Source organism: Paenibacillus sp. Y660 (assembly GCF_057221575.1).
Map to the genome: position 1 here is coordinate 29,656 of NZ_JBXBBJ010000006.1, position 15,933 is coordinate 45,588.

At 47.2% G+C, this 15,933-nt stretch carries 14 protein-coding genes and 1 pseudogene; 4 read left to right on the plus strand and 11 right to left on the minus strand.

Translation table 11 applies throughout. The annotated features are described in order from the left end of the window. Window positions 1–3: 3 nt before the first annotated feature. Window positions 4–264: a metal-sensitive transcriptional regulator gene (locus tag AC2TDN_RS09355; protein ID WP_482066593.1), complete on the minus strand. Its 261-nt coding sequence runs from the start codon at window positions 262–264 to the stop codon at window positions 4–6. Window positions 265–521: 257 nt separating this feature from the next. Here AC2TDN_RS09355 and AC2TDN_RS09360 point away from each other — a divergent pair. Both AC2TDN_RS09360 and AC2TDN_RS09365 read left to right on the plus strand, forming a co-directional pair. Further along, window positions 522–1,334: pseudogene (locus AC2TDN_RS09360) on the plus strand (IS1595 family transposase); the annotation flags it as partial. Between the two features lie 69 nt (window positions 1,335–1,403). After that, entirely contained in the window at window positions 1,404–1,826 is a 423-nt protein-coding gene (locus AC2TDN_RS09365; protein WP_484687769.1) for a hypothetical protein, read from the plus strand. A 247-nt stretch (window positions 1,827–2,073) separates the two neighbouring features. Here the strand turns inward: AC2TDN_RS09365 and AC2TDN_RS09370 are convergent, their stop codons facing one another. Next, window positions 2,074–3,327 (minus strand): MFS transporter, encoded by a 1,254-nt coding sequence (locus AC2TDN_RS09370; RefSeq protein ID WP_484687770.1) that lies wholly within the window; start codon window positions 3,325–3,327, stop codon window positions 2,074–2,076. Window positions 3,328–3,741: 414 nt separating this feature from the next. Between AC2TDN_RS09370 and AC2TDN_RS09375 the strand changes: the two genes are divergently transcribed. Next, window positions 3,742–3,960: a hypothetical protein gene (locus AC2TDN_RS09375; RefSeq protein ID WP_484687771.1), complete on the plus strand. Its 219-nt coding sequence runs from the start codon at window positions 3,742–3,744 to the stop codon at window positions 3,958–3,960. 663 nt (window positions 3,961–4,623) lie between these two features. Here the strand turns inward: AC2TDN_RS09375 and AC2TDN_RS09380 are convergent. Continuing rightward, window positions 4,624–6,969, minus strand: a complete 2,346-nt coding sequence (locus AC2TDN_RS09380) for a glycosyl hydrolase family 18 protein (protein WP_484687772.1) — start codon at window positions 6,967–6,969, stop codon at window positions 4,624–4,626. A 626-nt stretch (window positions 6,970–7,595) separates the two neighbouring features. Between AC2TDN_RS09380 and AC2TDN_RS09385 the strand changes: the two genes are divergently transcribed. Continuing rightward, entirely contained in the window at window positions 7,596–8,207 is a 612-nt protein-coding gene (locus AC2TDN_RS09385) for a 3'-5' exonuclease (RefSeq protein ID WP_482066515.1), read from the plus strand. Window positions 8,208–8,285: 78 nt separating this feature from the next. Here AC2TDN_RS09385 and AC2TDN_RS09390 read toward each other — a convergent pair whose 3' ends face one another. The 8 genes from AC2TDN_RS09390 to AC2TDN_RS09425 form a co-directional block, all read right to left on the minus strand. Further along, window positions 8,286–9,203 carry an AraC family transcriptional regulator gene (locus tag AC2TDN_RS09390; RefSeq protein WP_484687773.1) on the minus strand — a complete coding sequence of 306 codons (918 nt, stop codon included), beginning with the start codon at window positions 9,201–9,203 and terminating at the stop codon, window positions 8,286–8,288. Between the two features lie 36 nt (window positions 9,204–9,239). Further along, the gene (locus tag AC2TDN_RS09395) at window positions 9,240–9,962 is read right to left on the minus strand and encodes a nucleoside phosphorylase (protein WP_484687774.1); all 723 of its coding nucleotides are present in this window, start codon (window positions 9,960–9,962) and stop codon (window positions 9,240–9,242) included. A gap of 4 nt (window positions 9,963–9,966) precedes the next feature. After that, window positions 9,967–10,641, minus strand: a complete 675-nt coding sequence (locus AC2TDN_RS09400) for a sulfite oxidase-like oxidoreductase (protein ID WP_484687775.1) — start codon at window positions 10,639–10,641, stop codon at window positions 9,967–9,969. A 28-nt stretch (window positions 10,642–10,669) separates the two neighbouring features. Next, a complete protein-coding gene (locus AC2TDN_RS09405) occupies window positions 10,670–11,593 on the minus strand; it encodes an ABC transporter permease (protein ID WP_482066511.1) in 924 nt (307 codons plus the stop codon). Window position 11,594: 1 nt separating this feature from the next. Then, complete coding sequence (locus AC2TDN_RS09410) at window positions 11,595–12,644, minus strand: ABC transporter permease (protein WP_484687776.1); 1,050 nt, start codon at window positions 12,642–12,644, stop codon at window positions 11,595–11,597. Further along, on the minus strand, window positions 12,637–14,136 hold the full coding sequence (locus tag AC2TDN_RS09415) for an ABC transporter ATP-binding protein (protein WP_484687777.1): 1,500 nt from the start codon (window positions 14,134–14,136) through the stop codon (window positions 12,637–12,639). Before AC2TDN_RS09415 ends, AC2TDN_RS09410 begins: the two co-directional genes overlap by 8 nt. A 113-nt stretch (window positions 14,137–14,249) precedes the next feature. Then, on the minus strand, window positions 14,250–15,305 hold the full coding sequence (locus tag AC2TDN_RS09420) for a BMP family lipoprotein (RefSeq protein ID WP_484687778.1): 1,056 nt from the start codon (window positions 15,303–15,305) through the stop codon (window positions 14,250–14,252). 145 nt (window positions 15,306–15,450) lie between these two features. Next, window positions 15,451–15,909 (minus strand): MarR family winged helix-turn-helix transcriptional regulator, encoded by a 459-nt coding sequence (locus AC2TDN_RS09425; RefSeq protein WP_482066507.1) that lies wholly within the window; start codon window positions 15,907–15,909, stop codon window positions 15,451–15,453. Between the last annotated feature and the right edge of the window lie 24 nt (window positions 15,910–15,933).

A 15,933-nucleotide genomic window follows, 5' to 3' on the forward strand; every position in this document is an offset into this window, starting at 1 on the left:
ATTTTAACGGCTCTTTATCAGCAATTTCATCGCTTCTTTGACGACTTTTTCGGTATCTTTGCCCGCTGCTATTTCCTCAAGAATACATTTCTCCAAGTTTACCGCTACGATATAGGCAATTGCTTTATCTGCCGCGCTTCGAATGGCGGATAGCTGACTAACCACGTCCTTGCAGTGCTGCTCCTCTTCCATCATGTTCAGAACGCCTCGAGCTTGTCCTTCGATACGCTTCAGTCGTTTCTTTACATCATCATCATATTTCATCCAAACACGCTTCCTTTCCATTCCTTTATCCATTCATCGCTCGCTTTCCACGTGCAGGCCTTAAACCTCTATAGTAGATAGGCGATTTCCATATCCTGTTGACATTAATTAAATTATATACCTAGTTAGGTATCGAGACAATGGAATTGCGCTTCCATGACAGGAAGAAGCTATCACCCGTCGTGATAGCTTCTCCAATCGATCATGCATCCACAATCAACCTTTGAAGCGAATCCATTCCTTTTTTTTGCTTTAATTACCGCTGTAAAGCCTGCCGTCAAACCTTCAACGACCTGACAAACACCCCAATTCAACGGTCCAGAAAACCTCATCTTTGGGTTCGGTTCATTGAATGTATGATTGAGGGTTTTTCACTTAGAAAGTGTGCTGAGATGTTGCATGATGAGGTGACGCATGTAACCCTGTTTTATTGGAGGCATAAGATTCTTGCTGCTTTGAAAAAAATTCCAACCGAATCATTTCATGGTATCGTCGAAATGGACGAGACCTATTTCTTGTACTCTGAGAAAGGGAAAAGAAACATCTCCGAGCGCAAGGCTCGTAAACGCGGCGGTAAAGCTAAATATCGAGGTATCAGCAACGACCAAATATGCGTGGTCGCCCGCGACTTGCCATAAGATGACTTTCTCTGGCGTTCTTGGACGTGGTCGTATTCGGACTATGAAATTGGATGAAGCGATTGGCGGTCATTTATCAGATTCGAACGTACTCTGCACTGATTCTTGGGGAGCATTTAGTTCCTATGCCAACTCGAAAGGGTTAGTCACTACCGCTTCAAGTCCGACGGGAAACAGCGTGTGAAAGGCGTTTACCACATTCAGAACGTGAACAGCTACCATAGCCGACTGAAACGCTGGATTGACCGCTTTAACGGCGTTGCAACGAAGTATCTGCAACATTATTTGGCTTGGTTCCGTTATCTAGACAGCAAGGAATATGAGAACACAACGTCGAATAAGAAAAATATGTTGGTCGCTTCGTGCCTGTTTACTGTAAATGAGACAAACAATAATCTTCGACGAACGGCTTTTTCTTGCTTGCTGAACTAACGGACAGGATGACGCAAAACAAAAAATAAATATGCGTATATACAATAACCAATATTGTTAGTGGAGGAAATGATGAAAAATAAAAAATTGATGACTCTGATAGGTCTTTTCTTTATTGTGATATATTTTGCATTCAATATTTGGATGCTAACCAGTGTCAAAGCAACATTGAGAACAATATATCTTCATCCAGAGAAGGACAATCAAATAGTGCATAAACAAGTGACTGAATCAGCATTAAATAAGTTTCATAGAAAAGAAATATACCCATCAAGTACATCAAGCCAAGATGATATAATAGTTTACTCAACGAATATGGGATTTGGATTACACTTTTTCTACTCAGGTACCATTTGGATTAAATATACATACAAAGGATTAGACAAAAACACAATGGAAGTCAAATATGGTTCATCAAAAGTTCCAATGCAATTAAAGGTAAAACTGAAAAATGGAAGCTGGAGAATAACTGACAAATACGAAAAAGCATAATATATAAACAGGTAACGAGAGCAGAATAATCAACATAGAGCAGGTCGCCAATTTGGAGTTGGTTGTCATTAAGCTCTAACGTAGAACGATAGTTAAATTAACCGCCTTTTCAAAGGGCGGTTTTCTTTAGGGCTAAAAACAACATTAAGGTTTAACATAGCCAAAAAGAAAAGAGACTGCCCAGATCCGTTTAGACCTGACTGGACAATCCCTCATTCAAATGGTTATTGAGATATGCTACCCTATATTACTGCTCGGCCAACTGCTTCTCTTTTATCAACATCACCGAAATGTACTGAAGCACTGCTGTAGTGAACAGCACCACCGGCATCCATATCGAAGCCAAATCCGAAGCAAGTAATATAAGGACGCTTATTGAAACTACCCTCCCTACATTCAAGAACAGTTCCCTCATAACAACGGATTCAACGCGAAGCTGTCCTTTGAGCGGCAGCGTTCCAATGAGACGATAGTAATACGAGGTAAGCGTATTGACCGCGAGCGGATTGCAGATCGAGAACAATATCATAAATAGGGCGACTGACCAAAATGCAACCTGGAAAAGCAGTAATGCGGAGCCTATCGCAACGCCTGTCGTTGATAGCAGCACATATTTGCGTACTTGCTCCTTTTGCGCTTTCCGAGAAATGACATATCCGGTCGCAACGGTCAGCGATGAGAAGAAAACGCCCATGTAGCCTACCCAATCCTCGCGGCCAACCGTTTGATACAGCATAATATTGGGAAGAAACAACATGATGCCCTGGAACAGCCCGAGCACAAAGAAGCTGAACAACGCCTTGAGCCAGCGCCGGTTTTTATTCATCACAAGACCCATAAACTTTAAATAATAGGCTTTATGGTGAGACGGTACCATCGGAATGCGGAAGCTGACGAACGCAGCTATTAGGAACATGATGAAGGCGAGTGTAAAAATAATTATATAACCGTGCAGCCCCTCGCTTCGCTGAATAATAAAACCGGCAAGCGCTGGACCTGCAAGCCCCGACGCATTAAAGAAGATCATATTGATCGCCAGAAACCGAATCCGGTTCGCTTCCGTCGAGACATCATATTGTATGACTAAGTATCCGGTCCAATATAGACCGGCAGCAACGCCGTTAAAGATAGCAAACCATATGTAATATTGAGCGACTAACTCCTGTAAAATAACGACCATTAAGTAAAAAATAGCGATCATGACGATGCCCAGCCGGTATGTCACCATTCGGTCACGCTTCTTGGCAATCCAGCCTCCAAGCGCGAACGCAGGCGGCGTCAGCAAGAAAACGACGATGTTATAAATCCCGTTTACTGTTAAATCCTGTGTTAGCCTCCACAAATATAAGTTGAGAAACAAACCTGACATCGATGCGCCGAATTGAAAGCAGCAATGAATCGTTAAAGCAGTTACAGCATCCTTGCCGAGCCTGCTTTCTGGCGGAATCGGCGAACCTTTGAATCGATTAAATCTGCTCCAAAATCTGGACTCCGTCTGCATATGCTGCATCCCCCGTTGATTCTCAACTAATTAACCTAGCTTTTTAATTAGTTTATCACATGGATACCTATTAACCTTGGCTCAAGAAAGCGCTCTCTCCTTCAAAATAACCGTTATCCTCGCAAATGGAGCGACCTAGTAACCTTATTCATTGTTTTTGTCCATCGTTCGCATGATTAGACTTGCCGACTCAACTTGAAAATGGTAGACATAGCAGTTAAAAGGATTTAGACTAACAAATATTAACATATATTCAAACATAGATAGATTTATCGGATGCGCTTATGAAATTAAAAATTGGGCTAATCGTCCTATTATTGCTGGCTGCTGGATTTATTGCAATCGTCTTTACCTCATTCAGCTTTTCTGCTTTACTCCATAAAGAAGGCTTTTCGCGGGATGATATAAGAGCGGATGAAGGCTATTCCATTGATGCGAAACATGCTAGCAGCAAACGAGGATAAAAATAGTAAACAGCCGATTTCGGGGACAAAGGATTTCTATTTGAACGTGGACTATTTCGATGTAAACGACAAGCTGCTATTATTCGCACATGCCGTAACAGGCAAGCATCAAAAAATGATCGGCTCGGACGAAGTGAAGGCATACTTAAAAACGCAGCTGAAATCATAATTATGGAATCGCATAAACGAAGAGACAGCTATCCCATTAGTCGATACTTCACGTATTGGACACCTCCCTTTTTTATACTTACGAACGTAATTTGTCGTGGCCCATACGCCAAATTCGAGCAATAAGCGCATATGTGCGCTTAAAGCTCATCAAAACACATGATTTGTTAGCTGTAAGAGCAAATACGTGCTTATCGACGAAATACGTGGTGGCTCATACGCCAAATCCAAGCAATAAGCGCATATGTGCGCTTAAAGCTCATCAAAACACATAATTTGTTAGCTTTAAGAACAAATACGTGCTTATCGACAAAATATGTGGTGGCTCATACGCCAAATCTGAACTGTAAGCACATATATGCGCTTACAGCTTATCAAAACACATGATTTGTTAGCTGTAAGAGCAAATACGTGCATATCGACGAAATACGTGTGGCTCATACGCCAAACCTGAACTGTAAAACTCAAAAGTCATTTAGGATACATCACCTTACTTAACGGCATAGATCATCCTACAAAAAAACGCCTCCAACCCCACACTTGCATAGTGGTTTTGGAGACGTTTTTTTTTCAGAATCACCCGCTGCATGCCACTCCCACGAGTGACCGTTTATCTATGATAGCCGGAAGCTAATCTACTGCGCTTGAGCTGGCCATAGCTCGACTAAGCCTGCGCTTGCCATAGCGCTAGTACTGCAGATGGTTCCCAGCCAACTAGCGCTTTATGTGCTTGCAAGCATTTATACGTCACACCGTTATAGCTAACCAAATCTCCGACATTATAGGAAACACCCGCGCCCCAGGCTGAAGCGCCAGTACCTCCGGAGCCACCCCCGCTGCCTGAGGTTAGCGTCACCGACACTTGCGAGCTTGCTTCCGATCGATTGCCGGCTGCGTCCTTTGCTTTTACAGTGAAGCTATACGTCGCTCCTGCCGTTAGGCTGCTAATAACAACGGACGAAGTTGTAGACTGAGCGATAAGTGTCGTTCCATTTAATATTTCATAGCCAATCACGCCAATATTATCTGTTGATGCGCTCCAGCTTAACGATACAGTTGAGGACGTTTGTCCAGAAACCGCTAATCCAGCAGGCTTGCTCGGAGCTGTCGTATCGGCAGGTACAGTTGTACCGCCGCAAGGCCCGATTACTTTCCAAACACCCCATGCGCCTGATTGATCAGGACGATCACCTTGCGTCCACCATTTTGCCTCGTAAACCACTCCGTTATACTTTACTTGGTTACCACCGTTATAAGGGGTAGCTGCCGCCCACTCTGCAGCCGGACAAGAGCTCGAAGGCGCCGCTTCTGTCGTGACCGTCAATACCGAGCTCGCTGTCGACAAATTGCCTGCCGCATCCTTTGCTTTGACGGTAAACGAATAGGCTGTTCCAGCAGTTAATCCGCTAATCGTTGCTGATGTGCCGGCAACGGTCGCAGCGAGTGTTGTGCCGTTATACACCTGATACCCAGTCACGCCTTTATTGTCCGTAGCTGCCGACCAGCTAAGCGTCACGCTTGTTGTCGTTTTTGCAGTCGATGTCAAATTAGCAGGAGTGGAAGGAGCAGACGTGTCAGCAGGGTCGTTTGGATTTCCGCCGCCTGGTGTGCCTCCGTTATTTAAATCTCCTACAAGTTTATCTAACAGCTTACTTCCGCTGCAGCTATAGTTGCTGCTAACGCGACAATCGGAGGAAAGCTCCCAGAACATGCCGCCCGCCAAACCTTTTGTTTTTAAATAATCGATTTTGTAGCCTAACGATTCATAGTCATCATAGCTGATAAAAACTTTGGAGGAAGCGTTGTATAAGTAAGGCACTTTCGCAACGTTATTCCAATAACGCACAAATCCGTTTTTGTTAATATATTTGGCCGCCAAATCACCATAATCGAAAACGCCAGCTTCCCATGTTCCTGCTGGCGGTGAACCGGCGCAAGCCTGGTATTGGCCATCGCCGTTTGGACCTGCCGCGCAGCCGCTCCAGCCGCGTCCATAGAAAGGAACGCCCATAACAAGCTTGCTCGCTGGGACGCCAGCATCCAAATGTCCCTGCACGCCCATCGCGGCATTAAAAGTACTCGCGTTAGGAATGCCGGCTTGCACAGCTGCAGAATCGGTATATAGCGGCGCGTTATGCGCGCTCTTGGTGCTCCAGCCGCCATTGAAATCATAAGTCATGATGTTAATCCAATCGACCGCAGCTGCTATTTTTGCAAGCTCTGTATTGCTTACATAAGACGGCGATGCACCTGAAGCGATCGTTAGTTCATAGGTCTTGCCGTCAACGAGCTCAGCCGCATCCAGCTGCTTGCGGACCTCCTGCAGGAGCAGCGTATAGTTGCTCTTGTCTTGCGGCCTTGCGCTGTTGCCAGCCAAGCCACCTCCTACCGGATACTCCCAATCAAGATCAACGCCATCGAATTGATAATGACGAATAAAGTCGACGGCGGACTTCGCAAACACTACCCGAGTTGCGGAGCTTGCGGCGACGTCCGAGAAACGATTCGACCATGACCAGCCCCCGATGGAAATAATCGTTCTTAGATGCGGGTTCGCTTGCTTGAGCTTGATAAGCTGGCCTATATTTCCTTTTACCGGCTTATCCCATGTATCTCCTGCAAAAGCCTTTTGCGCATCGATCCATGGGTCTCCAAGTACAATCGTTCCATTCGGAACATTGATCGCTCCCGCTTCATCCTGACAAGCCCAAGTAGTCGGATTAGGACTAGTTGGATCAGAATTTCCATGAGAGCCATTCCAGCAAATATCGGCAAAAGCATAATTGATATGAGTCAGTTTGGAAGCATCGATATCCGTCACATTATAACCGCGCCCATAAGCTCCCCATGCTGGAAAATACCCGATTACTTTATACGAATTATTCGCCGCCCCTTCCGCTGCGGAAACAACCGTCGAGACAGCCGGCATAAGCAGGCCAGCCATCGAAAGAAGCATCGCCGTCAGCATCACAAGTGTAGAAGCTTTCTTCATCGTTTTCTTCTTATTCATTCATCAATCTCTCCTCTCAAATTTGAAAAACATTCCGTCATCTTCAACGTTTAAATACTGCAGTCTCATACAAAACCGAAGCAGCAAATCAACATTCACCCCCGAGTTGAATTTACAATGATTGCGTTTACATTTATGGGTATATTAAATATTTTGAGGGATAAGTAACATGATTGAACAGGGGGACTTTTTGATGTTTAGGGGGAAGTTTCTGTTAAATTTTATATATTAAAATACGAACTCCTCTATTTAAATATGATCTTTCGAACACTTTCAAATAAAAGATTTAAATTTTGCCTATCCTTGAATAGACAGCTCCCCTCTAGTCACAAAATACATCCATTACTTCGAGAGGGGGGAACCTGCCATGGCGAAGCAGCAAGGTCACGCGACCAAAAACACGACTACAAAAGCTTCTGATAAAAAAAGCAACGGATCCGGCAACAACCACTAAAAGGTTCAGATGTTCCCGCTAAAACACAAACAACCCATTACCGGCTTAATAAGCTCTGGTAATGGGTTGTTTCGTTTGCGCAATAAAAGGTTATTTATCTTTTTTGTCGAATTATTTCTGAAACGATAATACCTTATAGTACCTTATTACAAAAAAAAGTGGTGAATCTACTATGACTAATTATTCTTATACTGTTATTGATTTTGAAACGAGCGGCCTCGATCCGAAGAAGGACCGGGTTATAGAAATGGCAGCTATTCGCTGCGTCAATGGCGAAATCGCCAGTGAGTTCAGCACGCTAGTCCGATATGACGGCAAGCTTTCCGCGAAAATAACGGAGCTGACCGGCATCACCGACGATATGACTGCTACCGGAATGGACGAGGATACCGCATTCCGTATATTGAACCGCATGCTGGGCGACAACATCTTGATTGCTCATAACGCCGCCTTCGATCTCGGCTTCCTGCACCATTCCTTGCTTCGAATAGCAGGCAGATCATTTTCGAACAGCTTTATCGATACGCTGACGATTAGCCGTACCAGACATGTCTATCCGCATACGCTCAAGGACATGTCGGATCGCTATGGCATTCCGTTAATTGGCGGCCACCGCGCGCTGAATGACGTGATTGCCTGCTGGGAAATTTTCAAAAAAATGAACGATGAGCAAACGGTTGACAGCTACATAAATACACTGGGTTATCTCAAAAAGTTTGGTCCGCCTGCTTGGAGCCCGCCCGGCACAAGGCTCGAAGCGACAGAGCTGAAATATGCGCGCTAGACGCGCTCCTTCCCTTTGTCCGATTCACCAGCATTTTTGTTCGCGGCATCCCGGTCCTGCTGTCAGAAATCGTCACTTTTATGATTCCGGCTTCAAACCTCTGCTATCCAAAATTTGCGTATCCACCGCGTTCCTGTAAGCAATCGGTGTCATCCCCGAATATTTTTTGAACATCGCGTGAAAATATTGTCGGCTCCCGACGCCTACATAATCACAGATGTCCGCAATCGCAACATCCGTCTCGCGCAGCAGCATTTTAGCCTTCTCCATCCGCAGCTCGGTCAAATAGCCGGTTAATGTCTTGCCGTAGTGCGCGCTGAATATTAGGTGCAAATAGCCTGGATGCAGGCTGACTGCCGCTGCAATGTCCTTTACTTGAATGTCTCTATCATAGTTGTGATGCATGTAAGCAATGGTTTGCTTCATATAGAGCTCTACGGTGTTGATCCCCTGTGTTCCAGACTCGCCGTGCAAGCGTGCAATCGCCAAGATCAGCTGCGCAAACAACAGCTCCGCCTTCAAATTAATGTTTTTGCCGCGGCTGTCAAGCTCGAGTACCAAGCTCTTAAGCACCTGATAAACCTCGCTTGGATCACGCAGCAACAAATAAGAGGACGGCTCTGTGATCAATTTGGCCACAAATTCGTCCTCCAAAGCAAGCTGACGCATAGAAGGGAACGCCGCCAGGCGCTCCCTAAAATCAAATTCGACGTTTAGCATCCGGCACGGCCCGCGCTCGTCAACGATAAGGCGATGGGGAACATTTGCATCTAGAATGATAAATTCGCCCTTTTTAAGTGTCATCTCGCAGGCAGCGGCAGCCTCCGTCGCTTCAACCTCGATGCCGCAAGACCCGGAAATGACATACATAATTTCAATCGAATCATGCGTGTGAAAGGACATAGAATAATCTGCCCACTGCTTAAAATAATAAGCGAACACATGCGGATGCAAATCCCCATCCAACCACTCTCTTTTGAACAGCGTTCCGACCACGAGAAGTTCCCCTCCTAGCTCAGCAACAAATAATAGTTACACAGATGCAAGCTTAACAATAGCTTTCAGCGCCGTATTGATTTCCCGCTCAACGGCCTTCGCCACTACGTCGGTATGCGGATCGTACTCGCCCGCCAAATCGGAATCTGCATATCCATCGAGCGCCAAAATCGCGCCTGCACGCGCTCCGCGCAGCGAAGCTATAACATACAATGCGGCAATTTCCATCTCTACGGCAAGGACGCCAGCTTGCTTATATTGACGGTGTGGAATTTCCACAACACCATTGAAGAACACATCAAGCGTTACCGTAATGCCCTTCTTCACGATGCCTTCGCTCTCAAGCGCCGCTTCGTACAGCGCCGCCGTAACCTCGCTGTCCGCAACGGCCGGGAAGCCGGCAGGAACGAGCTGATGCGTAAGTCCTTCCGCACGGACAGCCGCTGTACTGACGACGAGGCTTCCCGCGGGATGATCTGCCGAATAAGAGCCAGCGGTTCCTACGCGAATGAGCGTCTTCACGCCGCCGCGAATGAGCTCCTCAAAGCAGACAGCCGCTCCCGGCGAGCCTACTCCGTGGCTCACTACCGCAAGCTGCACGCCTTCGTACTCGCCCACGAACGTCCGGTATTCACGGGCGAATGCGAGCTCTTTTACATTTGCAAGCTTCTGTGAAATCGTCTCCGCACGGCGCGGATCGCCGCATACGATTGCAATAGCCGGCAAATCTTCTGGATTGACTTGTAGTATTGGCAGCATCTTATTAATCAAACTCCTTCTTCATCCATTCGTCCTCAGGCATCGAGTTTTCGTCGCTGCTGAAGCGCTGTTCCTTAAACGGATCCGCGTAATTGTGAAAGCCGTTGCGCTCCCAGAACCCTTCGCGATCCTCTTTCATAAATTCAATGCCCGTAATCCACTTCGCGCTCTTCCAGAAATATAAATGCGGAACGAGCAGGCGCATCGGCCAGCCATGCTTGTCGGTCAATGGCTCCCCATCGTAGCGATGCGCGAGCAATATGTTCTCGTGAAGCAAATCTTCAAGCGGCAGATTGGTATCATAATCCTCGTCCGCGTGAATCATCACATATTTCGCATCCGCCTTTGCGCCAAGCAGAGGCAAAAGGTCCTTGAACTTAATCCCTTCCCACTCTGTGTCCAGCTTCGACCAGCGCGTAACGCAGTGAATGTCGCAAGAGATTTTGGTTTGAGGCAGTGCGAGAAGCTCCTCGAAGCTGAATGAGCGCTCCTCCTCGACTTCACCAAACACCCGAAGCGACCATTTGCTAATATCGTAGCGAGGCACGTCCCCCTCATGCAAAATAGGAAACCGTTCCGTTAGCGTCTGGCCTGGCGGTACACGATCGGCAAGCTCAGGAGCAACCTCCGCTTGTCTAATCGCAGTTACTTTTTTCAGACGATCTGCTTTTTTGTGCATCGTGATTACCTCCATATTCAATATCAAATTAGCGTGAGCTTTCATTCGATTTGCGAGCTTCCTGCATATAGCCTTTATCTTTAAAGAAGAGCATAGCGGCAATCGTCACGATGTAAGGCAGCATCATCGTAAAATGAGTCGGCAAGGCAAAGCCCTGCAGCCTAATGCTAAGCGCGTCCATAAAGCCAAACAACAAGCTTGATGCCGCAACGCCAAGCGGATTGGACTGGCCGAGCATCGTTGCAACGAGAGCGATGAAGCCTCTTCCCGAGGTCATCCCCTCAGTAAACATCGTTACATTGCCAAGCGACAGCTGAGCTCCGGCAAGTCCGCATAACACGCCGCACATTAGTACTGCACCATATTGGAGACGAGATACTTTAATACCAAGGCTCTTTGCCGCAGTCGGATTCTCGCCTGCTGCCAGCAACCGGAAGCCAGTGACCGTTTTGAACAAAAACCACTGCAGCGCAATAACGAGCACAATAGATAAATAGACGAGCGGCGAATGGCCAGAAAATACATCTCCGAGCCAAGGAATATCCTTGAGCACCGGAATATCCCATTTCGGAAGCCCTATCATATCCTTATTGTAATATGCCCCTTTAACATCAAAGATCGCACGCAGCGAGAAGGTCGTCAGTCCTAGCGCCAGAAAATTGAGCGCAATACCGACAACGATGACATTGGCCTTGAGATGGATGCTCATATAGCCAAACAATATTGAAAATACGAGCGAGCATAATATCGCAAACAGCACCGCGGCAAAAACATTGCCCGTAAAGTGGTTGCCCACGATTGCAGAGAATGCTCCAATCAGCACCAAGCCCTCTAAGCCAACGTTAAACAATCCGACTCGAGCGCATATAGCGCCGCCAAGTGCTGCTAGAAGAATAGGCGTGACCATGCGAAGCGTCGAGGCATATAGCGAGACATCCAATAAAAAATCCATACTATGACCTCGCCTTCTTGCGTTTAATGAACGAATAAGTGATTTTGGCCGATACGAACAAAATGAGCACCGCTTGAATGATGCTGGACACCTCTAGCGGCACTTCAGTGTTGCGCTCCATGCCCATGCCGCCTGTTTGCAGCGCGGCAAGCAATATAGCCGCGAACGCCGTACCAAGCGGATGTGACCCGGCAAGCAGTGTTGCCATGATGCCTGACCAAGCGTATCCCGGTGATGTTAATGCGCCATCTAAATAACGATATTGCGTGCCAAGTACTTCGACAGAGCCGGCAAGTCCGGCAAAGCCGCCGCTGACGAACATGCTCAGCAGCATCATTTTGCCGCGCTGCACGCCCCCATAGCTTGCGAATAGTGGATTGCCGCCCAGCATTCTAATTTCATAGCCCTTAACCGTGTAACGCATAAACAGAAAGAGCAGCACCGCACAGGCTGCGGCAATAATAAAGCCCGCATGAAGGCTCATCCCTTTAAACAGCTTTGGCAGCCACACGCTCTGGTCAAGCATAACCGTTTGCGCCATTGCCGCAGAGCCAGTCCGGTCCTTGAGCGGATACGATACGATGTAGCCCGCGAATAACGTAGCAATATAATTGAGCAATAATGTTGTGATAAGCAAATTCATGCGAAATCTCGCATCCAGCCAGCCAGCAAAGGCCGACCATATTCCCCCGGAAATAATACCGGCAATAATAGCAGCTACAAGCTTAAACCATCCAGGCCCAGGCAAATAAATAGCAGTTACAGCGGCACTTAGCGCCCCAAGCACCATCTGCCCTTCCGAGCCCATATTAAAAAATCCAGCACGAAAGGCAAGGGCTACGCCAAGTCCGATCAAAATAATAGGCGTAGCCCGGCTTAACGTATTCGTAAAAAAGTAAAAGCTACCGAAGGCGCCCTTCCACATTTCCGCATACGTCTCCATGACGGAGCCTCCGACGATTGCGATGGCGATCGCGCCTGCTGCAAGGCCAACGATAACAGCGAGCAGCGGCTGCAGCAGCGAACGTCCATATTGTAACAGCTTATCCAACTGCTCTTCCTCCCGCCATTAACAAACTAATTTGCTCCTCTGTTGCCGTGTCTGCATCCAGCTCGCCAACGATTTTCCCCTCGAACATGATCAAGATGCGATCCGACAGTTTCAGTATTTCCGTCAACTCCGAGGAAATGAGCAATATCGCCCCTCGCTCATCCCGCTTCTTTAGAAGCTCGCCATGAATAATTTCCATCGCGCCAACATCGACGCCCCGCGTCGGTTCTGCCGCTATTAGAAACGGAGTTTTCTGTGCAAGCTCACGGGCAACGATAAGCTTCTGCAGATTCCCGCCTGACAAAAACTGAGCCTTCGTAGACAGAGAGCCTGTCTTGATTCCGAATCTTGTCACCCATTCGCTGATCATTTGCCTTATGCTCGTACCGTTCAAGACGCCATATTTCTGATGCCTGCCTGTATGTCCCATTAATCCGTTCTCGGCAACTGTCGCATCCTTCGCAACGCCCCATTGATAGCGGTCCTCGGGAATATGGGCAAGTCCGCGCTCGCGAATAGCCCCAACCGGCGCACCCGTCACGTCTTGTCCAAGCAGCTTGATCGTTCCGTCATCCGGCTTCAATAGACCTGAAATCGTTTGTATAAGCTCCGATTGGCCGTTGCCTGAGATGCCGGCGATGCCAACGATTTCTCCTTCATTGACATGAAGGCTGACGTCGCTCAGCAGCGGCTTCGTCTTCGTACCCTTCATCGACACGTTTGATACTTCCAGCACAGGCTTACCGCTGTCAGCCTCATTACGCGATATATGTACTAAGTCTCGGCCAACCATAAGCCGCGACAGATCTTCCGCACTCGTGTCCTTGGCGTCAAGCGTCCCTGTGACCTTGCCGTCTCGCAGCACCGTTACCCGGTCCGCAACTTCCATAATTTCCTGCAGCTTATGGCTGATTAATACGAAGCTCTTTCCTTGCGCGGCTAAACCTTTGATCGCGATCAGCAGCTCTTTCACCTCAAGCGGCGTTAAAACGCCTGTCGGCTCGTCCAATATAATAACTTCTGCTCCCTGATAGAGCACCTTTAAAATTTCAACGCGCTGCTGCATGCCCAAGGAGCAATCCGCAACCTTCCTCCACGGATCGACAGGCATTCCGTAAAGCTTCCCAAGCCTTTCGGTTTCCGCGGCTGCAGCTTTCCGATCGAAGCCGACTCCCTTGGAGGGTTCACGTCCGATCACAATATTTTCTGCGATCGTAAACGTCGGGAACAACATAAAATGCTGGTGTACCATGCCAATTTTATGATTGATCGCATCAGCGGGGCTTGCAAAGGAAACCGGCTTGCCATCCAGACGAATCTCGCCGCTAGTCGGGCTTTCCATGCCGTATAAAATGCGCATCAGCGTCGTTTTTCCTGCACCATTCTCACCGACCAAGGCATGAATTTCTCCTCTTTGCAGCGAAAACTGCACACCGCTATTTGCGGTTACGCTACCATATGACTTGGTTATGCTTTCCATTTGCAGCAACATCCAAACGCCCTCTCCTTTCATAGCCGTATAAACAAAAAAAACCACTTCCTCCAAAATGGAGGAAGCTTCCAATCAACAAGCAAGCCGGCTGCATAGGCAGCCGGCATGTCAACCTATTGGGCTAGCGGATTTACAACTACGATTTTACCAGATTTAATATCTTCAGCGATAGCTTTTACTTTATCAACGTTCTCTTGGCCGATGAACGGGCTAAGAGCTGATTTGCTTTCTCTCGTAACGAATGTAAGGCCTACGCCGTCTTCTTTCAAGCCGTAATCGGCAACGCCGTATGCGAAGTTTCCTTCTACGAACGTTTTTACCGTTTCATAAGCTACGGCGTCGGTACCCTTCAATTGCGATAGAACGATATGCTCTGGATCTTCATCGGTACGGTCTGTATCTTGGCCGGATGTGAAGAATCCTTTCTCCTTCGCTGCTTCGAATACGCCGTTGTCGCCGACAGCCGCCATACCTGCGATGTAGTCTGCGCCTTTGGATTGTTGAAGCAATGCAAGCTCCTTGCCTTTAACCGGATCATTGAAGCTGCCTACATAGTTGACAAGGAATTGCGCATCAGGATTCGTGCTTTTCAAGCCTTGCTCGAAGCCGGAAGTATATTTGCTAAGCAGTGGCGCGTCCATTGCGACAACAGCGCCAACGATGTTTGTTTTAGTTGCAAGGCCAGCAAGTGCTCCCATCAGGTAGGAAGCTTCATGCTCGCGGAAGTTAACGCTGCGAACGTTCGGGAGATCAACAACTGTATCAATGATTGCAAAAGGCTTGTCCGGATTTTCAGCGGCTACTTTTTTAAGAGCATCCTCTGCTTGGAACGTTGCCGTGATGATAAGGTCATAGTCTTCAGCAACCGTTGCGCGAAGATTTTGTTCAAAAGCGGCTGGGTCAGTAGATTCGATCGTTTTTACTTCAGCACCGAATTCATCGCCTGCTTTTTTAAAGCCTTCATCCATCAATACGAAAAACTTGTTAACGCCAATTTTCTCTGGAAGCACGAGCGCGATTTTTTTCTTTTCAGCTTTATCGCCAGCTGCATTATTTGTCGCTGCGCTGTTATTCGCTGCGTTTCCTCCATCGTTTTTATTAGATCCGCAAGCTGCCACAATCGCAACCATTAGAAATAACGATACCGCTAAAGCAAGTGCCTTCTTCATCGAAATCTCCCCTAAACGTAAATGTATTATTCCCCTCTAATCCTAGTTGTTTTATCGGAATTTGTCAACCTATTTCCATTCGACAAATTTCTAGTTTATTTTACACTAGATTTTACACGGATTAAAAAACAAATTATGTAATTAGTCATGAATTCGCAACATCAGATTCCATATTTTTGCTCATATGTTCAAAGATATGTAAACCCTGCTCCATATTCGCTATCGACATCCCATCAAACAGCCTATGCATGATCTTGAGCCGAACCGTTTCAATAAGCTTGACGATTTCCAGACCAGATTCTGTAATATCCAGCATGACCACGCGCCGATCCTTCTCGCCCCGCTCCCGCTTCACATAGCCCAGCTCAATCAGCCGATCGGCAATCCCGGTAACGCCTCCGCTTGTAATAAGCAGCTGCTCCGCCAAGGCCGATGCCTTTTGCGGGCCTGATTGCGATAAAATCGTAAGCATCCTGCCATGTGACATGCCTAACCCGTGTACGTTATAGGTGTTCCATTCTGCATTAATTTGTCGACGCACCTGACGAAAGGATTCGTCCAGACGTCTCATTAAATCCAGCCTTTCCGCACTTGAAGCTTCCAATCGATCACCAACCTGTCTCCGATT